Annotated in this window: 25 protein-coding genes; all 25 read right to left on the minus strand. The window is 46.4% G+C overall.

Annotated features, from left to right (window positions below; all coding sequences use genetic code 11):
• Positions 1–6: 6 nt before the first annotated feature.
• The 25 genes from SO_RS14940 to fliF all read right to left on the minus strand — a co-directional run bounded on the left by SO_RS14940 (position 7) and on the right by fliF (position 25079).
• Positions 7–987 carry a chemotaxis protein CheW gene (locus SO_RS14940; protein WP_011073089.1) on the minus strand — a complete coding sequence of 327 codons (981 nt, stop codon included), beginning with the start codon at positions 985–987 and terminating at the stop codon, positions 7–9.
• On the minus strand, positions 971–1762 hold the full coding sequence (locus tag SO_RS14945) for a ParA family protein (RefSeq protein WP_011073090.1): 792 nt from the start codon (positions 1760–1762) through the stop codon (positions 971–973). Before SO_RS14945 ends, SO_RS14940 begins: the two co-directional genes overlap by 17 nt.
• Before the next feature lie 62 nt (positions 1763–1824).
• On the minus strand, positions 1825–2343 hold the full coding sequence (locus SO_RS14950) for a membrane anchored protein in chemotaxis locus (protein WP_164925896.1): 519 nt from the start codon (positions 2341–2343) through the stop codon (positions 1825–1827).
• A gap of 13 nt (positions 2344–2356) precedes the next feature.
• Entirely contained in the window at positions 2357–3481 is a 1125-nt protein-coding gene (locus tag SO_RS14955; protein ID WP_011073092.1) for a protein-glutamate methylesterase/protein-glutamine glutaminase, read from the minus strand.
• 20 nt (positions 3482–3501) lie between these two features.
• A complete protein-coding gene (locus SO_RS14960; RefSeq protein WP_011073093.1) occupies positions 3502–5778 on the minus strand; it encodes a chemotaxis protein CheA in 2277 nt (758 codons plus the stop codon).
• A gap of 15 nt (positions 5779–5793) precedes the next feature.
• Positions 5794–6531, minus strand: coding sequence for a protein phosphatase CheZ (locus SO_RS14965; RefSeq protein WP_011073094.1), 738 nt, complete (start codon positions 6529–6531; stop codon positions 5794–5796).
• Positions 6532–6544: 13 nt separating this feature from the next.
• On the minus strand, positions 6545–6928 hold the full coding sequence (gene cheY / locus SO_RS14970; RefSeq protein ID WP_007649667.1) for a chemotaxis response regulator CheY: 384 nt from the start codon (positions 6926–6928) through the stop codon (positions 6545–6547).
• 47 nt (positions 6929–6975) lie between these two features.
• On the minus strand, positions 6976–7689 hold the full coding sequence (locus SO_RS14975; protein WP_011073095.1) for an RNA polymerase sigma factor FliA: 714 nt from the start codon (positions 7687–7689) through the stop codon (positions 6976–6978).
• Positions 7682–8563 (minus strand): MinD/ParA family protein, encoded by an 882-nt coding sequence (locus tag SO_RS14980; RefSeq protein ID WP_011073096.1) that lies wholly within the window; start codon positions 8561–8563, stop codon positions 7682–7684. The genes SO_RS14975 and SO_RS14980 overlap by 8 nt, the downstream gene beginning before the upstream one ends.
• 4 nt (positions 8564–8567) lie before the next feature.
• Positions 8568–9944 carry a flagellar biosynthesis GTPase FlhF gene (gene flhF / locus SO_RS14985; RefSeq protein WP_011073097.1) on the minus strand — a complete coding sequence of 459 codons (1377 nt, stop codon included), beginning with the start codon at positions 9942–9944 and terminating at the stop codon, positions 8568–8570.
• Positions 9945–9955: 11 nt separating this feature from the next.
• On the minus strand, positions 9956–12055 hold the full coding sequence (gene flhA / locus SO_RS14990) for a flagellar biosynthesis protein FlhA (protein WP_011073098.1): 2100 nt from the start codon (positions 12053–12055) through the stop codon (positions 9956–9958).
• Between the two features lie 377 nt (positions 12056–12432).
• Positions 12433–13563, minus strand: a complete 1131-nt coding sequence (gene flhB, locus SO_RS14995; RefSeq protein WP_011073099.1) for a flagellar biosynthesis protein FlhB — start codon at positions 13561–13563, stop codon at positions 12433–12435.
• A 24-nt stretch (positions 13564–13587) separates the two neighbouring features.
• Complete coding sequence (fliR, locus tag SO_RS15000; RefSeq protein WP_011073100.1) at positions 13588–14385, minus strand: flagellar biosynthetic protein FliR; 798 nt, start codon at positions 14383–14385, stop codon at positions 13588–13590.
• Positions 14386–14389: 4 nt separating this feature from the next.
• Entirely contained in the window at positions 14390–14659 is a 270-nt protein-coding gene (fliQ, locus tag SO_RS15005; protein WP_011073101.1) for a flagellar biosynthesis protein FliQ, read from the minus strand.
• Positions 14660–14676: 17 nt separating this feature from the next.
• Complete coding sequence (fliP, locus tag SO_RS15010) at positions 14677–15423, minus strand: flagellar type III secretion system pore protein FliP (protein ID WP_011073102.1); 747 nt, start codon at positions 15421–15423, stop codon at positions 14677–14679.
• Positions 15420–15827: a flagellar biosynthetic protein FliO gene (gene fliO, locus SO_RS15015; protein WP_011073103.1), complete on the minus strand. Its 408-nt coding sequence runs from the start codon at positions 15825–15827 to the stop codon at positions 15420–15422. The genes fliP and fliO overlap by 4 nt, the downstream gene beginning before the upstream one ends.
• A 34-nt stretch (positions 15828–15861) precedes the next feature.
• Complete coding sequence (gene fliN, locus SO_RS15020; RefSeq protein WP_011073104.1) at positions 15862–16236, minus strand: flagellar motor switch protein FliN; 375 nt, start codon at positions 16234–16236, stop codon at positions 15862–15864.
• A gap of 12 nt (positions 16237–16248) precedes the next feature.
• Complete coding sequence (gene fliM / locus SO_RS15025) at positions 16249–17280, minus strand: flagellar motor switch protein FliM (RefSeq protein ID WP_011073105.1); 1032 nt, start codon at positions 17278–17280, stop codon at positions 16249–16251.
• A gap of 39 nt (positions 17281–17319) precedes the next feature.
• A complete protein-coding gene (gene fliL / locus SO_RS15030; protein WP_011073106.1) occupies positions 17320–17844 on the minus strand; it encodes a flagellar basal body-associated protein FliL in 525 nt (174 codons plus the stop codon).
• Positions 17845–17926: 82 nt separating this feature from the next.
• Complete coding sequence (locus tag SO_RS15035) at positions 17927–19510, minus strand: flagellar hook-length control protein FliK (RefSeq protein ID WP_011073107.1); 1584 nt, start codon at positions 19508–19510, stop codon at positions 17927–17929.
• Between the two features lie 143 nt (positions 19511–19653).
• Positions 19654–20097 (minus strand): flagellar export protein FliJ, encoded by a 444-nt coding sequence (gene fliJ / locus SO_RS15040; protein WP_011073108.1) that lies wholly within the window; start codon positions 20095–20097, stop codon positions 19654–19656.
• A gap of 11 nt (positions 20098–20108) precedes the next feature.
• A complete protein-coding gene (fliI, locus tag SO_RS15045; RefSeq protein ID WP_011073109.1) occupies positions 20109–21446 on the minus strand; it encodes a flagellar protein export ATPase FliI in 1338 nt (445 codons plus the stop codon).
• On the minus strand, positions 21415–22365 hold the full coding sequence (fliH, locus tag SO_RS15050) for a flagellar assembly protein FliH (protein WP_011073110.1): 951 nt from the start codon (positions 22363–22365) through the stop codon (positions 21415–21417). The genes fliI and fliH overlap by 32 nt, the downstream gene beginning before the upstream one ends.
• Positions 22352–23398, minus strand: coding sequence for a flagellar motor switch protein FliG (gene fliG / locus SO_RS15055; protein WP_011073111.1), 1047 nt, complete (start codon positions 23396–23398; stop codon positions 22352–22354). Before fliG ends, fliH begins: the two co-directional genes overlap by 14 nt.
• Positions 23391–25079, minus strand: coding sequence for a flagellar basal-body MS-ring/collar protein FliF (gene fliF, locus SO_RS15060; RefSeq protein WP_164925897.1), 1689 nt, complete (start codon positions 25077–25079; stop codon positions 23391–23393). The genes fliG and fliF overlap by 8 nt, the downstream gene beginning before the upstream one ends.
• Positions 25080–25111: the final 32 nt, after the last annotated feature.

A 25111-nucleotide genomic window follows, 5' to 3' on the forward strand; every position in this document is an offset into this window, starting at 1 on the left:
TTTACCTCAACCAATGGAGTCCTGACAGCCTAAACCCGCATCAAGCATTTGTACTAAGGCTTGTACGTGCAAAATGCCACACATTTGTTCTTTAACCACACCAGCTAACCAGGGACGTTTCCCCGCTTTGCTGCGCCAATTTACTTGCGATTTATGAATTTTTACTGCATTAAGAAGAGACTCACAAGCTAATCCCCAATTACTGCCCTCTAATAATACAAGATATTGATAATTTACCGATTGCGCCAGTTTATCAGTGTATTTTTCTGGCATCACCCACGCACAGGTATCCACTAGATTTAACTGTTCTTCTCGATGAGTTTGTACACCAAGGAACCAAGAAGGACGTCCAATGATATGGTTGATCCGTTCTACTTTGACGATACCACCGAGACTGACTAAAGGGACAGCCAGCGTTAACCCTGCTACTTTAAAGAATAGTACTTGAAACTCATCATCGAGCACTTCTTGCAAATCTTTTGTCACACTCGGGGGTGCAAAACCGACTTGCGTTTCTGGGGCAGTCGATATGATCTCGACTTGCTGTGACTCAACATCTGCAGGCTTTACAACATTAGTGACTGCAATTGCTTCTACAGGCTTTGGCAACGGTAAAGGCTGCTCGTTAAGCTCTGTGGGCTTAGGAATATCAGGCGCTTGCGTTTTTAGCACAGGCGCGAGAAGTCTTTCTAGCGCCTGTTTATTCACCAACGGCTCAGCATTTTCCTTAGTTGAAACAGTAACAATACTTTTTGCTCGAGCCAATTGCGCCTCAGGCACTATCGAGGCCCTAGCATCCACTTTACTCCGCTCGTGTTCAGCCAAAATGGCATCATTTAACTGCTGAGCTTCCGTTTTTATACTGACATCGAATGCTGAAGTAGCACTCGCTTGAGATTTAATTGGGGAAGCACTAAACGCACTATCGTCTTCGTGCAGCAATAATTCAAAAAAATCAAAAACAGTTTCATCAACCGATTTTGACATGGCCAAACTCCCCAGCTAAAAGAAAATCTAATAATCTTTCATAAGCTTTCACACCACGACAACCACTTGCATAATGGGAAGCAGGTAAATGCGCTAAACTTGCGTCTCTAAACTTAGTATCGACAGGGATCACATCACGCCATAGACTCTCACCATACTGCTCACTTAACAACTGCAGCGCAGCAGGTGAGGCTTTGGTACGTTTATCATACATGGTTGGCACTACGGTATAACTGTAACGAGTCTTTTTAGAACGTCCCATGATTTCCATGGTTTTCACCATACGTTCAAGTCCTTTAATAGCCAAGAACTCGGTTTGCACTGGAATCACAATATGTTGGCTAGCAGCAAGTGCATTCACCATCAGCACCCCCAACACGGGAGGACAGTCAACAATGGCAACATCATATTCATCAGCAACGAGGGCCAGTAGATTACGTAAGACGAGCCCCATACCTTCTTGATGACCTAATGCTCTATCAAGAGTAGCTAGCGCCATCGTCGCTGGTAATAAATCTAAGCCATCCACTAAGGTTGGTACTATATGTGATTTAACCAACTCTTTTGTGAGATTTTGGTGCGCAATAAACACATCAAAAAGTGACCCTGGAACCTCTTCCGAGTCAATGCCAAGGTAGTAACCAAGTGAAGCGTGGGGATCGGTATCAATCATCAAGACGCGCTGACCCCGCTTAGCGAGCACTCCCGCTAAACTGGCTACTGAAGTGGTTTTTCCGACTCCACCTTTTTGATTCGCAATGGTCCAGACTTTCAAAGCACTGACCTCTTAAATGTTGATACTTTGCCATTTATGACGAGAATTGGCGGCATGCCACACTACTCCTCTTCCCTTGTAGTCACTCTTATGCCACCGTTTGGCAGACTGATCACCTTTACGCCATCGGCATTTTCTGTAATTACTACAGGGATCTTAGTTGACTCCTGTCGCGGCTCAGTTGCCACTGTAGATTCAGTCTGTAAACGCTGAATAGCTAATGGTTCAGCCGGTTGCGGCTCGGGCAAAAGTTGCTTGCCAGTATCAGGCGCTTTTTCAAGCAATGGTGGAATATTTTCTCCATTCGCCACAGATACCTCAGGACCAAGCGTGACAGCTTTATGTTCGCCAGGTGCAGCCATTTTTAGCATCGCCTTGGTTTGCTCTGGATGCGTAGCGAGCCAGTCAGCAATAACCTGCGCCTGTTCATCTGGCACCATGAGCATAACTTGAGTTGACTCTAAGCGTTTAACATCAGCACGCAGTTTGATATTTTTTCGATGATAATCAAAACTTAAGGCGCCGAGGCAAACTATCGCAATGCCCATTAACACCATAATAAGCACAACATTTGTGCTTATTTGTCCTTTGCTGCTAGCCACGCGCAGACTCTTTTAAAATCGACTCAGCCATGTTATCCAAAGAAATAGACTGCGTTGCGATTCCTGTGCTTGCGACGGCTTGAGGCATGCCATAGACGACACAACTCGCTTCATCCTGCGCCCAAATAGTTGCACCTGCTGCTTTGAGCATTCGAGCGCCTTCTCGGCCATCTGCCCCCATTCCGGTTAACACTACCGCTAGTACATCACCACCATAGGCTTTTGAAGCAGAAGCAAAAGTGATATCAACACAAGGCTTATAATTCATCTCGGCACTACCCGCGAGCACTTTAATTCGTCCTGTAACACCTGCACGTTCGACCATCATCTGCATCCCACCTGGCGCTAAATACGCGCATCCAGGACGCAAAATATCGCCATTTGCCGCTTCTTTTACCTCAATTTTACACAAACCATTTAATCGACTCGCAAACGCTGGGGTAAAAGCCGCAGGCATATGCTGAATAAGCAAAATAGGATGTGGATAATTTGCAGGAAACTGAGTTAACACTTTCTGTAATGCGACAGGACCTCCTGTCGATGTGCCAATCAGCAGTAATTTATATTGCTTACCACTGGCACGAATAGACGATAAAGGAGAAGAACGAACCGGCGCAGAGGCGCTTTGAACGGGTGTGGTTGCATTTCCCACCGCTGAGCCAGTAGTTGGCCTTGGGGTAACAGGAGCAACACTAGGACGTGTTATTGGACGAAAAATTCGACGACGACCAAGAGCCTTCACTCTTTGTTGCAATAATAAAATCGCTTCATCTTTATTGGTCGCAATATCTTCAAAACGCTTAGGTAAAAAATCTAACGCGCCCGCATCTAACGCATCTAAGGTAGCCTTAGCGCCATCGTGGGTTAATGAAGAGAACATCAGGATTGGTGTTGGACACTTTGCCATGATTTCACGGACAGCTGTGATACCGTCCATGACTGGCATTTCGATATCCATAGTGATCACTTGGGGATTGAGATCAGCTGTCATCTTCACCGCTTCAGCCCCGTTAGAGGCCGTCGCGATTACTTCCAATTCAGGATCTTGATTGACTATTTCACTAACACGTCGTCTAAAAAAGCTTGAGTCATCAACGACTAATACTTTAATGGCCATTCCATTCCTTAACTTGGAAACTAACTTTTATTTTTCGCATAATGCTTTAATAGCCCAGGAACATCCAAGATCAGCGCAATACCACCATCGGATGTAATCGTTGCCCCCGCCATACCTGGCGTGCCATGCAACAGGGCCCCTAGCGGCTTAATCACCACTTCTTCTTGGCCAATAAGCGCATCCACAACAAAACCAATCTGCATTATACCTAACTGCACAATCACAACATGGCCATGTTTTTTGTCACCATGTTTAAAGTTGGTTTTATTTCGATGCAACCAATGCTCTAGATAGAAAAGCGGTACGGCCTTGTTGCGAACAATCACTGTAAGCTGCCCGTCAACAATATTGGTCTTAGTGAGATCGAGGTGGAAAATTTCGTTAACGCTAGATAATGGCAAGGCAAAGACTTGTTTAGCAACGTCAACCATAAGCGTTGGCATAATCGCCAAGGTTAACGGCACTTTAATCTCAAGTATGGTGCCTTTACCCTTCATCGAGTCAATGTGTACTGTGCCGTTGAGTTGAGTGATACGTGTTTTAACCACGTCCATCCCCACACCACGACCCGATATATCTGAAATTTCAACCTTGGTTGAAAAACCTGGAGCAAAGATCAGATTATAAGCCTCATTGTCTGTCATACGCGCAGCAGAATCTTCGTCCAGCACACCGCGTTTAATGGCAATTTGCTTTAACTTTTCCGGATCCATACCTGCACCATCATCTTCGATTTTTAGCAGAATATGGTCACCTTCTTGGCTCGCTGAAAGTGTAATCACGCCTGTTCTAGGTTTTCCAGAAGCCTCACGGTCATTAGGCATTTCAATACCGTGGTCGACAGAGTTACGCACCAAGTGGACCAATGGATCTGCCAGAGCTTCAACGAGGTTCTTGTCTAAGTCAGTTTCTTCCCCGACCAGCACTAAATCGATCTCTTTGTTGAGTGTGCGGGCTAAATCACGTACCACACGAGGAAAACGACCAAAGACTTTCTTAATAGGCTGCATGCGAGTTTTCATCACTGCACCTTGTAAGTCCGCAGTGACTAAATCAAGATTCGCAAGCGCTTTAGACATTTCTTCGTCATCACGACTTATACCTAAACTTACCAAGCGGTTACGCACTAATACTAACTCACCCACCATATTCATGATCTGGTCAAGTCTTGCGGTGTCTACCCGAACGGTCGTTTCACCTTGAGGCACGCTTGTCGATGATGCGGCGGCCGCTGCTTTAACGGGGGCTTTTTCAGCAACGACAACTTCTGCCTTAGGTTTGACAGTTGGAGGTATTGCAGCAGTGACACTCGCTTTAGGAGCAACAGGCGTCGCAGTCGCTGCGACAGGAGTTGGAACAGTTTTCGCAGCTTCAGCTTTCGCTACTGCTTTGACTGGCGTCCCTCCTTTGCCATGAAGTTCGTCGAGTAAACGTTCAAACTCATCGTCGGTAATTTCGTCCGAATCCACAGACGTTGCAGTCGGTACTGTTGCTGACGCTGGCGCAGCAACAACTTCAGCCTTAAGCTTGGCTGGCACGGATTCTTCCACTTTGCCACTAAATTTACCAGAGCCATGAAGCTCATCGAGTAGCGCTTCAAACTCATCATCGGTGATATCATCACCCGAGGTGGCTGCTTGGGCTGGAGGTTTAACGGCATTAGAGATGGAAGCGGCTGCGACATTTGAAGTCGCTACGCCAGGACCTTTTCCGTTTCCATGCAGGGCATCAAGCAAAGCTTCAAATTCTGCGTCATTAATTTCATCAATGCTTGAGCTTGCAGAGTCGACTGTTTCAACAGGCATCTCTTCAACTACGGCCACTTCAACGATGGTTTCAATAACGGGTTCAGGCTCTGGAATAAGTTCAGGCTCTGGCGCACGTTGCCCTAATTCGGAGGGCAGTGGCTCACCTGAGCTCAGTAGTTTTAATTTGGCGAGTAATGCAGCATCCGCGGGATCTTGTTGCTCTCCCTGCTGGGTTTGAGCAAACATGGTATTAATCGCATCAACAGCCTGAAGAATGATGTCCATTAACTCTGCTGTGACGCTGCGCTTACCAGTGCGTAATAAATCGAATGTGTTTTCTGCCTCATGGCAGACATCAACCATGGGAGTCAGACTAAGGAAACCCGCGCCGCCCTTGACGGTGTGAAACCCTCTAAAAATGGCATTTAGCAAGTCAGTATCATCAGGATTATTTTCAAGGGCAACAAGCTGCTCTTGAAGCAACTCTAATATTTCCCCCGCCTCAATTAAAAAGTCCTGGAGTATCTCTTCATCTACATCAAAGGCCATCAAATTGACTCCCAGTTAGAAACCCAGACTCGATAGCAGATCATCCACTTCGTCTTGACCTGTTACTACATCTTGACGAAGCTCGGCATTCATTATCGGCCCTTCAGCTTCAATATTATTTTTCTGAGTAATCTGACTCTCAATCATTGGCTGCTCACCAAACACCGTCAGCATAGACACCAGATTACTTTCAACTTCCATCACTAGATCGATTACCCGACGGATCATTTGTCCAGTCAGGTCTTGAAAATCTTGCGCCATCAATATTTGGTTAAGTAATTCGCGTAATCGGTTCGAGTCCAATTCACTGCGCGACATCAAATGCTGAACATTATGGCAAAGCACCTTAAAGTCAGTTAGGGCAATTTCGCGACGCATTAATTTTTCCCACGATGGCATCACTTGTTGAATATTCGCGGTTAATGCATTCGCTAACGGCAAGCATTCCTCAACGGCATCCATGGTCTTATTTGCCGCCTGCTCAGTCATGTCAATTACATAACTTAGCCGCTCTTTAGCATCCGGTATTTCTGTATTCGCTAACTCAACTAAACGATTATCGATTTGAAAATCCATTAATGCACTGTGCAATTGGCGAGTCAGTTTACCCACCTCATCAAAGAGTTCCCTCTGGAGAGGAGCAGCTAATTCCCTAAATAAATCATCAGCTTGAGAGTGTTCATTTGCACTTAATAGTTCTACTAAACGCTGAGCATGCTCGAGCGTGATGAGCCCTGATGTTTGTGACTTCATAGCTCATCCCTGCTTAAGCGAGTCGTTCGAATATTTTATCTAACTTCTCTTTCAATGTTGCTGCTGTAAAAGGTTTAACCACATACCCATTAACCCCCGCTTGCGCGGCAGCGATAATTTGTTCACGTTTTGCTTCAGCAGTGACCATTAATACAGGTAGATGCTTTAGAGAGTCATCGGCCCTGATGGCCTTAAGCAAATCGATACCCTGCATGCCTGGCATGTTCCAATCTGTTACGACAAAATCAAAATCGCCTTTTTGCAACATTGGCAAGGCAGTTGAGCCATCGTCTGCTTCTTGGGTATTGTTAAAGCCCAAGTCTCGCAACAAGTTCTTGATGATACGTCTCATTGTCGAAAAGTCATCAACGATGAGAATCTTCATATTCTTGTCCAAGGTTTCCTCCGGTGAGCTGACATTCAGTGCTCAATTAATAATTATACTTATGTCCACTGCTTGAGTTTGCCTTTGAGTCGCAACATTGCCTGACTTAATATCTGGCTAACTCGCGATTCGCTTACTTCAAGAATGGCGCCAATTTCTTTTAAATTCAATGCTTCATCGTAGTATAACGATAGCACTAGCGCATCTCTTTCGGGCAATATTTTTATCGCCTCAACAAGTGCAGAATGAAACTGGGTTTCTGCCAATACCTCAAACGTACCATCGCTAACATTATCGCTTGTAGTGAGTATATCCTCTGATACGCCTAAGTCTTCTATCCCTATGATTTTACCAACAGAAACATCGTTAAGAATATGATGGTACTCATCGAGCGTCATATCAAGTTTTTCTGCAATTTCTGTGTCGCGCGCATCACGACCTAGCACTTGCTCTAACTCATCAATAGCTTGGGCAATTCGGCGATTATTACGGTGAACAGAACGAGGAACCCAATCGCCACGGCGGATTTCATCCAACATGGCGCCACGGATCCTTATGCCGGCGAAGGTTTCAAACTTTGCACCTTTACCGCCATCAAACTTAGATGATGCTTCTAATAATCCCATCATCCCAGCCTGTAGCAGGTCATCTAACTGCACTGAGGCAGGTAATCTGGCAAGCAAGTGATGTGCAATTCTTTTAACCAACGGTGCATACTGTTCAACGATTGACGTTTTATTGTCTAAACAAGTATACGCTGCGGCTTTATTCACTCGTTTTTTCCTCTTGAAAATCTGGTCGATGAACTAAACGCTCAACGAAAAACTCCAAATGCCCACCAGGTTGCTGTGGAACTGGCCAACTCATAATTTTATTCGCTAGACCATGGTAAGCAATGGCCGAAGGAGACTTAGGGTAAGCCTCAACCACTAACTTTTGCTTACGAACCGATTTACGCAAATTTTCGTCAAATGGAATGGTTGCCACTAATTCAAGTGCCACATCCAGAAATCTGTCGGTCACTTTACTGAGTTTAGCAAACAATTCCATACCTTCGCGCAAACTACGCACCATATTTGCAACAATTTTAAAGCGAAAGACGCCGTGTTCACGACTAAGGATTTTGATTAACGCATAGGCGTCAGTAATAGACGTTGGTTCATCACATACGACGACGAGTACATCCTGTGATGCACGGGAAAAGCTGAGCACCATGTCCGAAATCCCTGCCGCAGTATCCACGATAAGAATGTCAAACTGGGTACGCATCTCGCTAAAAGCACGAATTAAACCAGCATGTTGTGCTGGGCTCAATTCCACCATGCCTTGAGTACCGGATGTCGCAGGCACAATGCCAATACCTTTAGGACCGCGGACAATAATGTCATCTAATTCAGCATCGCCAGACAGTACATGGGAAAGGTTACGCTCAGCACGGATCCCTAACATGACATCGACGTTTGCTAAGCCAAGGTCAGCATCAAGTACTAAGACACGCTTGCCCTTCTCGGCTAATGCTACGGCAGTATTGATGGACACGCTGGTTTTACCCACGCCACCTTTACCACCCGTAACCGCGATTACTTTCACTTTTTCGTTATAGGGTTGATTCATCATACGTAAACCACTTGCTTGATCCAGGGTCATAACTCTACTCGAATGCACAGGTCATATTATCTGACCACGCTGTGTCTGGTAACGATTGTTGTTCTGTGTTTTCTAAGGCCGCTAATGCCTGCTCCGCGAGCATTAAAGTATCAGCGACTTTCATATCTTCGGGCACTCGCTGCCCATCCGTAACATAACTTAATGGCAACCCACTTTGGATCAACACACTTAATGCGCCCGCTAATGACACGGATTCATCGAGTTTGGTGAGTACAACACCAGATAATGGAATGCGTTTAAAGTGATTTACAGCATCCTGCAGCACGCGGCGCTGTCCAGTCGCAGACAGTACCAGATAACTGCGGATAGGTATTCTGCTATTTGCAGTTAAATTATCAAGTTGCTGGTAAAGCCGCATATCTCGTTGGCCCATACCGGCGGTATCTATCAATACTAGCTTGCGATTTCTGAACTGATAAAGAATTTGCTCTAACTCTGCAAGATCATGGGCTTGTTTAACTGGGCAACCCATAATTTTGCCATACGTTGCTAATTGCTCATAGGCACCGATACGATAATGGTCAGTGGTAATCAAAGCCACTTGGTCAGCCCCATGATGGGCGGCAAATCGTGCAGCTAGTTTAGCCAAGGAGGTGGTTTTACCCACGCCAGTTGGACCAACCAACGCCACAACGCCGCCTTGTTTAACAATATCATCGCCTTGATTATCCAGCATATTGGCTAAGCTTTGTGGTAAGGCTCGTACTAACTCGGCGGGCGTATAGTGCTGACTTAATGCGGCTAACTTACTCGCTACTGCTGGAGAAAACTCCGCCTCCAGTAGTTTTGATTCGAGCATGGCACCGACAGGATCGATACGTTTTTTATGCTCAGTCATCAAAGCAGAAACCTGATGAGTGAGCAGATTACGTAAGGAAGCTAACTCATCACGCATCGCTTCAAGATCCGCATTTTGCTTTTGCGAAGTTTGCGGTTTCTTATCGAAGGAATTAGCGATATCACGGCGCTCAGCTTTAGCCGCAGCAGGTGCCTGTAATCCTTTTGCCCAAGCAGGAAGCTCGGCATCTTGTTGTTGATGCGTGAGTTGTTGGTTTAAACGATTTTGTTGCTTCTCGAGCAAGGCTTGTAATGAGTCAGCAGGCGCCGATGGTTTAAGTTTAGTTTCAGCGCGAATAGGAGCCTTACCGCCAAGAGAAACTAAGTCATCGCTCACATCCATAAAGGTTGGAGCCGCAGCCGACGCTTTAGCTTTAGGTTCGTCGTAGTCAACCGCAGCAACGATCTCAATGCCACCATTAACTTTTTTATTCGACATAATCACCGCATCTGAGCCGAGAGTGTCTTTCACTTGAGCCAGTGCAGCACGCATATCTTTGGCAAAAAAACGTTTAATCTTCACTTATGCGTCCTCTACTGGCCGACGGCAGATACAATGCGTATTTGCTTTTCATCGGGGATTTCTTGGTAAGAAATCACTCTGAGATTAGGAATAGTATATTTAACAAAGCGAGACAGGGTCGCACGTAACATACCAGACGTTAGCAAAATGGCGGGCTGTCCGACCATCTCTTGCTTTTGAGCGGCATCCGCTAAGGATTGCTGCATACGTTCTGCAAGGCCTGGCTCGATATTTGGACCGTCGCCACCGGTTGCTTGCATTGATTGATGCAACATCTGTTCCAACTCTGGCGCCAAAGTTATGACGGGGATTTCAAGCTCAGGACCGGAGATCTCTTGAACTATCATGCGCTTCAATGCAATACGCACAGCCGCCGTTAACACTTCAGTATCGTTACTCTTAGTACCGTATTCTAACAAAGTTTGCACTATGGTACGCAAGTCTCTGACAGAAACTCCTTCATTTAATAGGTTTTGCATCACTTTTACGACATTTCCAAGCGGCATTACATCAGGAATAAAGCCATCTACCAGCTTGGGTGAATGCTTCGCAAGCATATCCATAAGTTGTTGCGCTTCTTCGTAACCAAGCAGTTTAGCAGCGTTATTTGTCAATATTTGACTGATATGGGTTGCCACTACCGTCGCGGCATCCACCACGGTATAACCTAAGGTTTGGGCATGCTCACGTAACTCCGGTGCAATCCAAACGGCTTCGAGACCAAAGGCGGGATCGCGAGTCTCGATGCCATCTAACTTACCGTACACTTGGCCAGGATTAATGGCGAGCTCGCAGTCATGGCGAATGTCCGCCTCCCCCACGACGACGCCCATTAAGGAGATGCGGTAGGCATTGGGTGAAAGGTCTAGATTGTCACGAATATGTACAGCAGGAACCAAGAAACCCAATTCCTGAGACAGTTTTTTACGTACACCTTTGATCCGACTAAGTAATTCCCCACCTTGACCTTTATCGACTAATGGGATCAAACGATAACCCACTTCCAAACCAATAGTGTCAACATGATGAACATCGTCCCAACTGAGTTCTTTCGGCTCTCTTTCTGTTCTTTCAGTCGGCCCTGTTTTCACTTGTTCTAGGGCTTTAGCGCGTTTAGCTTCATTGCGTTTAAACACAAAATAAGCCGCACCACCGGTCATGACTGCAAAACTTAAAAACGCCATATGTGGCATACCGGGCACTATGCCCATGACAAACAATACGCCAGCAGCAATCCCTAAGGATTTATGACTGTCAAACATCTGACTCATTAACATCTGACCCATATCACCAGATTCATTTTGGCGAGTCACCATTAATGCCGCAGCAATTGAGAGCAATAAACCTGGAATTTGAGCAACTAAACCATCACCTATGGTTAAGAGAGTATAAATTTCAGCAGCTTGAGCAAATGTCAAACCATGTTGCACAATCCCGATAATAAACCCACCGAGTATGTTGATCACTAAAATCATAATACCGGCAATCGCATCACCCTTAACGAACTTAGATGCACCGTCCATCGCCCCGTAGAAATCAGCTTCGCGGGTTACTTCAGCACGTCTTGTTCTGGCTTGGTCTTGATTGATAATGCCCGCATTTAAGTCAGCATCAATCGCCATTTGCTTACCGGGCATCGCATCTAAGGTAAAGCGAGCACTCACCTCTGCAATCCGGCCAGCACCTTTAGTAACAACGGCAAAGTTGATAATAATCAGAATGATAAAAACGACTACGCCGACGGCATAGTTACCACCAATCACTACGGAGCCAAAGGCCTCAATCACCTTACCTGCGGCATCACCACCGTTGTGACCTTCGAGTAACACTACACGGGTCGACGCCACGTTGAGTGCAAGTCGTAATAGCGTTGCGACTAACAATACCGTTGGGAAAGCAGCAAAATCTAATGGTCTATCGGTATAAATGGCGACCAAAAGCACAACCAAAGCCAACGCAATGTTAAAAGAAAATAAGATGTCGAGTAGAAACGGCGGGATCGGCAGCACAATCATTGCTAATGCTGCAAGCACTAGCAATGGTGTACCAATGCCCTTGAAAGAGCTCAGTTTCAGCTGTTTTACTTGGCCTAGGGTGGCTTTAACATCCATTAACAGATACCTAAACTTTGACGTATAACAGCCTAAAGCAAAAAACACGCCAACAACTAACTGCCTGATAGCAAGGTCTATGTGTTCTTAGCTATCTAGGGTGTGTTGACGTTTCAGACTTATTTTTGCAGCGATTTGGCTCACCGTTTATGCAAGGCAAAGTCCGTGCTGTGTAGTTATTCTACATAAACGGACGATAACGCAGCAGAAACGGTGAGCCAAATGCTGCCGAAGGGGTAATCTGGCAAGCCCTTGCTCTTACTTTGTGTCATAAGAGCAGCTCGTCATTTGAGTAGAATAACTACACATCATTCCTCGTTTCGCGAGCGCGTGCTTGCCAGAACGAACAAAATCTAATCTCGAAACGTCAACACGCCCTAGTACTTAAGATCATCAGGAATAGGTTGATTAAGAGGGATCGGGATAGGTTTACGCCCCCGCCCTTTTTGATACTGTCTTAACTGGAAAACATAGGCGAGCACCTGCGCTACTGCAGTAAATAAGCCTTCGGGGACTTGCTGATCAAGTTTAGTGGTATGGTAAATCGCCCGCGCAAGAGGTGGAGCGGTAACGATGGCAATATTGTGCGCTCTAGCCACCTCACGAATTTTAAAAGCGACCTCGTCCACCCCTTTAGCAATCACAAATGGCGCTGCTGAGCGCTTAACATCGTATTTAATCGCGACAGCATAGTGCTCGGGGTTTACCACTATCACATCCGCATTAGGCACTTCTGCCATCATACGTCGCTGCGCGAGTTCTCGCTGCATTTGCCGAACTCGCCCTTTAACCTCAGGCTTACCTTCAGTATCTTTATATTCGTCTTTAACTTCCTGCTTAGTCATTTTCAGCTGCTTATTATGGTTCCAGATCTGAAATGGCACATCGATTACCACAATGACTAATACAGAAGAGCAAAGCAGGATAAACATCCATACCAGTAAATCTAAGGCGTGATACACATTCCCTGGAAGATGATCTGCTGAAAGTAACAAAATATCATTAAAATAATGACTTAGAAGCAGGTAAGACGCGAGTGCGACCACAGAGAACTTAGCAATCCCTTTGGTTAATTCCACTAGAGCCTGAACGCCAAACATACGCTTAAAGCCCGCAATCGGACTCATTTTACTGGCCTTGGGCATCATGGCTTGGGTCGAAAAATTCATCCCACCAAGGGACACGTTACCGATAAATGCCACAACCACGATCAGCAACATAATTTTCAGCAACGGCCAACCTATTTCGCTGCCAACAACACCCCAAACATTAAACATCTGGTTAGTATCAAAAATTGCCGCGCGGTCCATAGTAAATACGCGCTCGAAGACATTAGAAAGTGCTTTCGCAATCCCAGGGCCAAGCATATACAAGCCAGTCGCTGCCGAAAGCAGAACTGTGGCAGTACCCAATTCCTTGGAACGGGCAACCTGACCTTTTTCGCGCGCCTGATCAAGGCGCCTCCCTGTGGGTTCCTCACTGCGTTCGCCGCTACTTTCTTCAGCCATTATCTCTTCCTACCCGGTTAGAAGTTAAAGAATGCCATCGGCTTGACATTGAAGCCCTAAAATATCACACAGCAAAAGCTGTGCCGATGCCCATACCTCATCGAAATGAGCCATAACGGGAGTTAAGGTTAACCACAAAATTAACAGCCCACCAATCATAGTGATAGGAAAACCAATCGAAAAAATGTTGAGCTGCGGCGCAGCACGTGTCATCACCCCAAAAGATAAGTTCACGAGCAATAACGCAATAATCGCCGAAAGCGACATAGTTAAAGCCGCGCCAAACATATAGGACCCCCATTCAGCCAACGAGCGATAACTGGTCAGGGTTAATCCAACATTAGAAATCGGCAGCGTATCAAAACTGGCCACTAACATACGGATCATCAATAGATGCCCATCAACGGCCAGAAAAATTAAGGTTGCGAGCAGCAGAAAAAAGTTACCAATCACCGGCGTTTGTTGGCCTGAACTCGGATCGACCATGGATGCAAAACCTAAGCTGGTCTGCATACCAATAATTTGCCCTGTTAACACAAAGGTTTGCATCACCATTTGGGTCACGAAGCCCATGGCCACGCCAATAATAATTTGCTGAGCGGTAATAAAAACGGCGCTTAAGGAAAATAATTGTGCATCTTTAACGGGGGGTAACACGGGCGCAATGGCTAAAGTAATGGCAATAGCAAGGAGTAAACGCACCCGAGTGGGAGTTGTTGCCGCGCCAAAAACCACCATAACCATCAGCATGCTGGCAACTCGAAACAATGGCCACATATAGGAGGCTATGGTTTGCATTAATGTATCGAGCAACAGCTCCATGGACTTAACCTATCACTTGAGGAATACGGTTAACCATTTCAATAAAGAAGTCCATCAAGGTTTGCACTAACCAATGCCCCATCAACATTAAAGCCAGCAAGGTCACAATTAACCTTGGCAGAAAGCTTAAGGTTTGTTCGTTAATAGAGGTAGCGGCCTGGAAGACCGCCACAATTAAACCTATACCCAACCCGGGCAATACAATGGCCGAAACCATCATCACAATCACCGCTAAGGCTTCACGGAAAATATCGATTAGCGCTTCTGGCGTCATCTTAGCTCTCCGCTCGTCTAACCAAAGCTATTGGCTAAGGTGCCCATAACAAGTCCCCAACCATCAACAAGCACAAACAACATGATCTTGAAGGGTAATGACACAATCATAGGGGAGAGCATCATCATACCCATGGCCATTAAGATACTGGCCACCACTAAATCCAGCACTAAAAAAGGCACGAATAACATAAAACCAATTTGAAAAGCCGTTTTGAGCTCACTGGTGATAAATGCAGGCACTAACACACTCATTGGTGCTTCTTCGGGTGAATTAATATTCTGGTACCCAGAGATATCGATAAAGGTTTTGAGATCTGTGGTACGCACTTGCCCCAACATAAATGCCCGTAATGGCTCTTTACCCTTATCGAAGGCCTGTTGCAAAGTGAGTTGTTCATCAATATAGGGTTTTACCCCTTGGTCATAAATTTTGTCGAACACGGGCGCCATGATGAAAAAGGTCATAAACAGACTCATACCGATTAACACTTGGTTAGAAGGTGTCTGTTGTAAACCAATGGCTTGGCGCAGAATGGAGAGCACGACAATGATGCGGGTAAAGGACGTCAACATAATGACCATGGCGGGTATAAAACTCAGCGAGGTCATCAGCAGTAATATCTGCATAGTCACTGAGTATTCGGTTGAGCCATCCGCAGCGGTTTTTACCGTAACAGCCGGTAATACACCATCAGCCGCCCCTGCCGATGTAACAAACAACAGTGTACTAAGCCCAATAAAAGTGAGTATGTACTTCATCATTGTTTTAATTTCGCCTGCCGTAGCTTGTCCGCAAAAGAAACGGATTCAATTTGAATGGGCTGCGCTAATTTATCAATTAAATTAACTTGTTGCCCGCTAACTCCCAGCAAATACTGCTGTTCGCCAACCTGAACTAAGACTAAACGCTCCTTCTGCCCAAGTGAGGTCACTGCCAGCGTTTTCAGTACACTATGATTGGTAGGCACTAAATTAAATCGCCTAAGCAAGTAAGCTAAGGCGAAAATCAGTAATAGCACTAAAATAAGGCCACCTAGCATACTCGCAGCGGCGGCCATTTGTGAGGGTTCGGTTATTTTTGCCGTTGCCGCACTACCTTCATTGGCAATGCCAGCCACACTCGCCTGAGTCGCTGACACTAGACTGAGAATTACCGATGTGCTCATCTTGCTCCTTCAGGCTTTGTCTTAATCGGTTATATTACTTAAGCTTTTTAATCCGCTCGGTCTGGCTAATCACATCCGTTAAGCGAATACCAAATTTATCGTTCACCACAACCACTTCACCATGGGCGATAAGCGTGCCATTGACCATCACATCCAAAGGCTCACCAGCAACCCTATCGAGCTCTACCACAGAACCTTGGTTGAGCTGTAATAGGTTTCGGATGCTGATGAAGCTGCGGCCGACTTCCATCGAAATCGTCACTGGAATATCTAAAATGGTGTCTAGTTTAGCCGCCTCAGCCTTACTAATCGGCTGCGAGTCATCCACTAGCTCATCAAGACCAACGGCATTCGCTTCTTCGAGTGCTTGTTCGGCCATGGCTGCTGCCCAATCGTCATCTGTACTCATCTCACTTCACCTTTATAATTCTGATATATCTCTGGCTTTGCCTTTACGCGTCACTAATTGCAGTTCGGATTTGACCGTCTCAGGACGTGGGATTTTTTCGTAAATTTTAAGTGCTAGATTATCGCGAGAGCGCCCCATTTTACAGCGGTAAGTTGGTAAGTCCTCGATTCTCATCATAATGTACTCAGGTAACTCGATAGGAATAATATCCCCGGCTTTAAAGTTCATCACATCTTTGAGAGTGAGTTCATGCTCAACCACTGTGGCATCGAAGCCTACTTTTACGTCCATAATCTCGTCGTGCAGCGCCTGTGACCAACGCATATCCGTATCTTGTTTATCGCTCTGGACACCAGCATCGAGCAATTCGCGGATAGGTTCGATCATCGAATACGGCATAGTGATGTGGAAGTCACCACCACCGCCATCGACTTCAATATGGAAGGAGTTAATTACAACCACTTCGGTTGGGCTGACAATGTTGGCCATCGCGGGGTTAACTTCGGAGTCGAGATAATCAAACTCCACATCCATTACAGGTGCCCAAGCATCTTTATAGTCTTCAAAGATAATTTTAAGCAACAACTGTACAATGCGACGCTCGGTCGGGGTAAATTCCCGCCCTTCAATTTTGGCATGAAAACGGCCATCACCACCAAAAAAGTTATCCACCAGAATAAACACTAAGCGTGCTTCCATCGTGATGAGCGCAGTGCCTTTTAACGGGTGGAAACGCACCATGTTGAGACTAGTTGGGACGAAAAGGGTATGTACGTACTCACCAAACTTAAGCATTTGCACGCCGTTGATCGACACTTCGGCCGCACGACGCATCATATTGAACATACTGATCCGCAGATGACGGGCAAAACGCTCATTCACAATTTCAAGCGTGGGCATACGACCACGCACAATACGATCTTGGGAGGAAAAGTCGTAGGAGCGAGCTTCCTGCCCAACGGCATCAAGCTCATTGTCCTCTTCGACGTCATCGACCCCGTGTAAGAGCGCATCAATTTCGTCTTGGCTTAATAAATCACTCACAGTATTGTCTTCGCCTCTTTAAGGTGCTGAAGATAAAGGTTATTGCATCACAAAACCGGTAAAGAGTACTTTTTCAACCACTTTTCGCCCCGTCACGGGTTGCAAAGTGTTTTGTACACTCAACAGGGCTAATTGCCGTAATTCATCCTTGCCCGCCTGTGTACTCAGCTTTTGCACATCGGCACCACTAAAGGTTGTTAACAGCGCATCCTCAATCAATGGTATGTGCTTTTGGGTCAATACCTCATCGTCTTGGCCTCTGACCATCAGTTGCACTTTAATTTCGACGAGACGGGCACGATCGGGTCCAGGGAGGTTAAACAAGAATGGACGAGGCATAGGCACATAGGCAGCCAATGCAGGCTCCGCTGCGGGAGCTTCTGCTGTGGTCTTTACACCTTCAGCAGCTTCCACGGGAGCGTCATCACTACTACCGAGAAAAAACCAAAGCGCGCCGCCTATCAACAGGGCTGCTAACACTCCAACACCAATAAAGATAAATAGCTTCTTTTTACTTTTTGGCGCTTCGGTGCTTTCAAGTTCTAATGATTCTTCCTTGGCCATGTTCTGTACTCTTTAATTGGCTAAATCCGGGAATGGATTACGTCGTGGATTATAATCCGCTTTATTACTATAGGTTACCTGCTTAAGCGTAATAATCTATAGCCGAATTTAAACTAGTTGCTTGATTTAAACCTAAATCTAGCTCTTCTGCCGAGAAATCATCCACATTTCCACCGCTTGAACCTCCTGCTTCACCAAATCCCCCTTCTCGGCGTTGACCTTGGTCACCTTGGGAGACATGGCTGTCCGCAAGCTGCATGCCTTGTTCCTGTAACAATTCACGTAAACGAGGAATAGCCTGTTCAACTAGATCGCGGGTCTGGGATTGTGCCACATGGAACTGCACTTGTGTCTGATCACCATGAACCTGAATTTTAACTAACATATGACCGAGCTCGGGTGGATCTAAGCGGATTTCAGCTTGTTGAATACCTTGGCTAACCATAGTCACCAGTTGCTGCTTCATCACAGGAGAAAAGCGCTGGATCATCTCCTGCATTTGGTTTTGATTTTCAACCCCTTGACGTAAGGAAAGCTGAACAGGTGATATTTCTTGGCGATGAACTTGCTGATTCGTTATAGCGTGCAACGTCGATACCGCTTTAAACTCCACAGGCTTAAACTCAGCACTAGATTTTTCGCTACCCGTTTCGAGTGAAGGTAAAGTGTTATCCTGCCGTTCATCAAGCGCGACGGCTAACTTGGCGTCTTTTAACAATAATCCCGCCGAAATTTCTGCGCGAGAGGGGTTATCGTCACTAGCATTCGGATCGACAGGCACAGCCCCTAGCGTATTAGGCTCTTTGCTGTTAACCCCTGTGGCCATATTTACTGACAATCCTTGTGTATCTGTCGCCGAGGCATTAGTCGTTTTGTTTGATGCTAAATGATCAACCGTTGGCGTAATCGTTTTCTCGGCTACTTGAGTCGACACATTGATCGATTTGCCATTCAATTCATCCTCTTTCGATCCCAAAATAGCTTCCACATCATCCAAAAGACCAGTCTTATCGGAAATATCCGTATTTGCCGTTGAAGTTAACACATTGATAGATTCGGTGAGTTCAGACTCGTTCGTTGATGAAGCCTGCTGTGATAACTGTAGCGATGTTTGCACCGTGCCCTGCTCGGTTTTAGTTTGGTTTGCTAGCCCGCTATCCGCTTCTGAGGTCGAAGTTTGATTTACGCTTTGTGTCATAACAGCTGCATCAGCAGTAACACTCACGTGGGAGTCTTTGCCTGGCTCAGCAAATTTAGCTAGCTCATCTAAAAAAGTGGCCTCTTCTGCTGGTAAAGAGCCACCCTCAGCCAACACTGATAATGAGCTAGCAGCATCTTCAATTGCCGTTAATTGAGCCTCAAGCGGCAAAGCATCGCCCGTTGCGGCCGCTTTTTTCATCTCGTTTGCCATACCAATTTGAGCAAAAATCAAGTTGATATCGGTAGCATCCTCGGCATGATCCTCATCTGTACTGGATTCTGGTTGCCCTGATTTGACAGGCGTATCTTTAGATAAGTTAGATTTAGTTGGTGCATCAGAAACAGAAACAACTGAAGCCAAAGCTGCCGAAAAGTCTTCACTATTAGTCTCTTGCGCCATGACTTTACTTGAGCTAGCAGTGTTTTTCGCGCTTGAGGCTAATAGGATATTGTTCATTTGTTGCATATAAACTCCTAAACATTCGCCCAAAGAAAAACAACAAAGGCAAACGTCAATTTTTGCGGCTTCAGCCATATCTAACATAAAGCAAGCAAATAAAATGCCAACAAATAAAGATGTAAAAAATGCGGGTATAACTTGTTAGATGATTACTTATTACGGCGGTAAAACTGTTGCGAGGCAAATTCATCCGTCATCTTTTGCTCTTTTTTCAGCTCAATCGCTTGGCGCTTTTTCTCTTTATTATCGAGGAGTAACTCCACTGCCTTACGTTTTTTTTGTTTCTCAAGCCAATAGTGCTGACGATAGTTTTTCTGCTTTTCACCGTCGGCGACTACACGCTGTTGCTGAGCAATGGCCTCATCGATTTGCCGAATAAAACGATGGAATTGATGATAATGACTCGCACTGATGGCCTGCCCCTGCTGAGACTGCATCTGCTTCATATAATCCAAGCGATAGTTATTTAGCGCATCAAGCTGATTTTGACGTTTTTGGCACTCAAGTTGCGCTGACTTTAGCAACAGTGCAGCTTGCTCCTCTGCGTCGAGGGCTAACTTTAATACGAGTAATAGGGGATCGGTATTCGCCATAACGGCCTCGATTATTTACATTGCGCTGCAAGTTGCCCTAGCATCACTTGGCTATCGGCAAAACTAAAGGCATCACGCATGGTTTGCCGCAGAAAAGCATTCATTGCGGGTTGCAGACGTATTGCGTTATCAATGCGAGGATCGCTCCCTTGCGCATAGGCACCAATCGAAATCAGATCCTTATTCTGCTGATAAAGCGAATAGGTTTGCTTGACGCGGCGCATGGCCTCAAGGTGTTCATTGGAAATCACCATAGGCGCCACCCGGCTGATGGATGCCTCAATATCGATAGCAGGATAATGCCCTGAATCGGCGAGCGAGCGAGAGAGGACAATATGGCCATCAAGAATCGCCCTCGAAGCATCGGCAATAGGATCCTGTTGATCATCCCCCTCGGTAAGCACAGTATAAAATGCGGTGATGGAACCCTGTCCAGGTCCACCATTACCTGCACGTTCAACAAGGCGCGGCAGTTTAGCAAACACAGATGGAGGATAACCTTTGGTTGCTGGCGGCTCGCCCACCGCAAGGGCAATTTCCCGCTGCGCCTGAGCATAACGAGTTAAACTATCCATTAATAACAATACGTTATAGCCTAAATCCCGAAAGTATTCAGCAATACGTGTTGACGTCTCACAGGCTCGCAGGCGCATCAGAGGAGAGGTATCGGCGGGGGCTGCTACAACAACAGAGCGCGCTCTGCCCTTTTCACCGAGGATTTCTTCAATAAATTCTTTGACTTCACGGCCACGCTCCCCCACCAACCCAACCACAATAATATCGGCGGTCGTGCCTCGGGTCATCATCCCAAGCAGCACACTTTTACCCACACCTGAGCCCGCAAATAAGCCCATACGTTGGCCCTTACCCACGGTTAGCATGGCATTGATGGCGCGAACGCCTACATCGAGTGGCTCGGTAATCGCGCGGCGTGAAAGTGGGTTGATGGCATTACTGTGCCTTGGCGCTTGCTGTTCGGTAGATAACGCGCCAAGACCGTCTAAAGGCACGCCATTACCGTCGAGCACTCTTCCTAACAGGGATAACCCCACATTAAGACCCGCCTGCTCTCCTAGGGGAACGACGCGCGCACCGGGTAACACGCCACGCAGCTCTTCAATCGGCATGAGATACAACAATTCATCATCAAAACCAACCACTTCGGCAATTAACTCTCCCACCATGGTCTCGATAGAACACAAGCTACCAACGGGTGCACGACAGCCGCTTGCCTCTAAAGTTAAGCCGACGACGCGCACTAATTGCCCGCTGGCAACTGCGCGAAACGGGGGTACTTTATCGATGTAGTGATTCAGTTTATTCTGCAGTTGATGGCGGCGATTGTGCATCTTGCTCTCCATCCCCTTGGTACTGAGCGACCAGTTCATCAGCGTCCTTTATTGACTCAGGGACGATTTTAGCAGCATTTTCCTCATCGAGGGCGGCTTGGCGCTGTTGCTGCTGCAACGCTAAGTGAGATTGTTGATTGCGAAGGGATTCAAACACGGCATCAATGCGTGATGAAAGGGTTAAATCTACCAAAGAGCGTTGGCTGCTAATAATACAATCCCCCGCCGTTAAGCTAGGATCGGCCTCTAATTGCCATTGATTACGCGTCAATTGAGTACTGGAATATAAGGTTTCAACCAATGTCACATCGTCGGGATGCATACGAAGATTGACAGTTTGTTCCTTAATCGGGAGAGATTCGACCCCCAAGCGCAGCGCAGACAAAATTTGTTCCGGATGGGTCTTCAACTCATGACCAATCACCGATTTCGCCAGCGCCATGGTGAGCGACATTAAGGTATGCTCAATATCGCCATCAAGTAATTGCAGTGGCTTTTCAAATTGACAGAGTAACCCCTCAAAGCGGCTCAGTAATGCTTTTGCTTCGGCAAGACCCGTTTCTAAGCCCTGTTCATGCCCCTGAGTGAAACCTTCTTTATGGCCTTGTTCAAGCCCTTCAAGTCTACCTTGCTCTAATCCTTCGATATGACCTTGAGTTTTACCCTCGTTAAAGCCTTCCTCTTCGGCTTGGGCACGAATATCTTCAATTTCGGCCATTGTCGGTGGTGCAACGGTTTCGACGGCAACAGCTTTTGGTGCTTGTTGGGCACTATAACCAAACAGGTTAGAAATGCTAACGTCTTCGGTTTCAGTCACATCGGGTAATTGCCAATGGCTGAACTCAATCTCAGCGTCGCTAACCACCCTGTGGGATAATTTGTCGTCTAACTGATTGTCACTCCGATTAGAGGAACTCATCGCCACCACCGCCGCCTAACATGATTTCGCCACTGTCACTTAAACGACGTGCAATTGACAGAATTTCTTTTTGAGCAATCTCGACTTCGCTGATCCGAATGGGGCCCATCGCCTCCAAATCGTCACGCAGCAACTCGGCTGCCCGTTTTGACATGTTGCCCAAAATCTTGTCTTTGAGCTGATCATCGGCACCTTTAAGCGCCTTCATTAATACATCCTGCTGCACTTCACGCAGTAAAGTTTGAATACCGCGATCATCCACATCGATAAGGTTTTCAAATACAAACATCAAGTCTTGGATCTGCTGCGCCATTTCTTCGTCGGTTTCACGCATCGTTTCCATCAACTGGCTTTCAACACCAGTATCAAGATAGTTCATGATGTTAGCTGCCGCTTTTAGGCCGCCCATCTTCGCCGCCTGCGCCCCACCTTGACCTGCGAATTGTTTCTCCATGATATCGTTAAGCTCTTGCAATGCCGCAGGTTGAACTTCTTCAAGATTAGCAATACGCATCATTAAGTCTAAGCGAGTGTTTTCGGGGAACTGCCCAAAAATTTCTGCCGCTTGATCTGGCTCTAAATACGATAAAACAATAGTTTGGATTTGCGGATGTTCATTTTGGATGATGGTAGCAACTTGACGCGCATCCATCCATTTGAGTGAGTCAAGTCCTTTAGCACCGCTGCCCATGATAATTTGTTCAATCAAATTACCAGCTTTGTCTTCACCTAACGCTGCTGTTAAGGCTTTACGGACGAACTCTTCACTATTAAAGCCAATAGATGAATACTTTTGTATATCATCAAGAAACAGCTTATGTACCCCAATGACTTTCTCTTGACCAAAGTCTTCCATTGCTGCCATCGCCATCCCCACCTTCTGCACTTGCTTAGGCTCTAAGTGCTTTAGAATGGAGGCGGCATCGGCCTCACTCAAACTTAACAGTAGAATCGCCGTTTTTTCGATACCACTGAGATCCTTTACATTGAAGCTTGGGGTCTCAGCGGCGTCTTTTGATTTATTCTCAGCCATTGTCTTGTAACCAGTTTTTCACGACTTGGGTAGAAAGCTCGGGCTCATTCGCCACAAGCGCACGGATAGCTTTAATCATATCATCATCTTTATGCAGATTAGGGATAAGAATTGAGCCATCGTCAGCATAACTATACTCTGCTTCTTTGGTATTGAGCATCCCTAAGGTATCGGCAGCATACTGATCTTCGATCTCGGCAAGCTCATTCCCCAGTCTTCCATCCTCTGGCATATTGACGCGATCTGGATAGATTAAGCGTTTAAGCATAGGGCGAACCACTGCAAGGATAAGTACTAGGATCACTAATGCACCGACGCCTAATTTGACCGCACGCCAAAACCAAGGCTGCTCCCATAATTCAGGGGCGGGTACATCTTCAACTAATTGATCCATAAAGGGCACTGTCACGACTTCAAGCACATCACCACGCTGCGCACTGAAGCCCACTGCTCCCTCCAATAAACGGCGAATGTTAGTCAACTCTTGCTCGGTACGGGCAACGCGTGCCACCTGACCATTTTCACCTGCGGCGCCCGGTTTAAAGTCCACCGCAACCGATACACTCACACGGCGCACAACGCCAATTTGCTGACGGGTATGGCTAATAGTGGTATCTAATTCAAAGTTACGTGTCGCTTCACGGTGAGAGTTACCTGCGGCCACACTTTCGGTTGCTGCTGTCGCAGCCTCCTGCGGAATATTTGATTCCATAGGGGGTTGGTTCGATAAAGCACCAGGAATCCCCCCAGTCGAACCACCCGTTGAGTTATTCTCCACCGTCATTTCACTGCGTAGCGATGGTAAGTCGGGGTTAAAACGTTTGGCAGTTTGTTCAACTGCGGTGAAATCCATGCTTACATCCACTTGGGAAGTGAAATTATCATGTCCAAGAATTGGCGAGAGAATCGAGTCAATTTTAGTCCGGTATTCGGTTTCTTTTTGCTGTACCAACTCAAGCTCACGGCGCGCCCTTGCTGAAACCCCATCTTGACTACCAGAGTTCAGTAAACGGCCATTAGAATCCGTTACCGTGACGCGAGAAGGCTCTAACCCTTGTACCGCTGAAGCGACGATATCCACGATAGCATCCACTTCACCTTGGCCTAAACCGCCACGGCGGGTGTTGATCACAACGGTAGCACTTGGCTGAGCGGTGTTACGGGCAAACACGTTTTCTTTGGGGAGCGCTAAAATCACTTTTGCACGGCTCACACTTTGTAATTGTTCAATCGCGCGGGCAAGGTTTTCCTCTTGACTGTGCTTAAGGCGGGCTTGCTCCATTCTTTGACTCACACCAAAGCCACTGTCTTGGGTGAGAAAGTCTTGTTTGGACGTTGCCGCGCTATCAATACCCGCACGGCTAAGCATCATTTTAACTTCTTGATACTTATCTTCCGGCACCTTAACGACATCAACATCGATTTGATACTTGATTTTATTTTTATCAAGTACATCTAGCACTTGCACCATCTCCTGAGTTTCCATTTTACCCAATGGGCGATACTCAGGTTCCTGTGCCCAAATCATGACAAATACGGCTAGCGCCAAACAAATGGCTAACGCTAAAATCATGGTGATTTGGCGCATCATATCGACGCCACCGAGGTTCCCCAGTACGCCGGATTTATGTTCTTGCTGGACCCCTTGGTCCATTGCGCCGGCGTTCGATCCGACAATCATTTCTGTGCTCACGATTCGTACCTGCTCATTGC

The organism is Shewanella oneidensis MR-1 (genome assembly GCF_000146165.2).
Lineage (GTDB): Bacteria > Pseudomonadota > Gammaproteobacteria > Enterobacterales > Shewanellaceae > Shewanella > Shewanella oneidensis.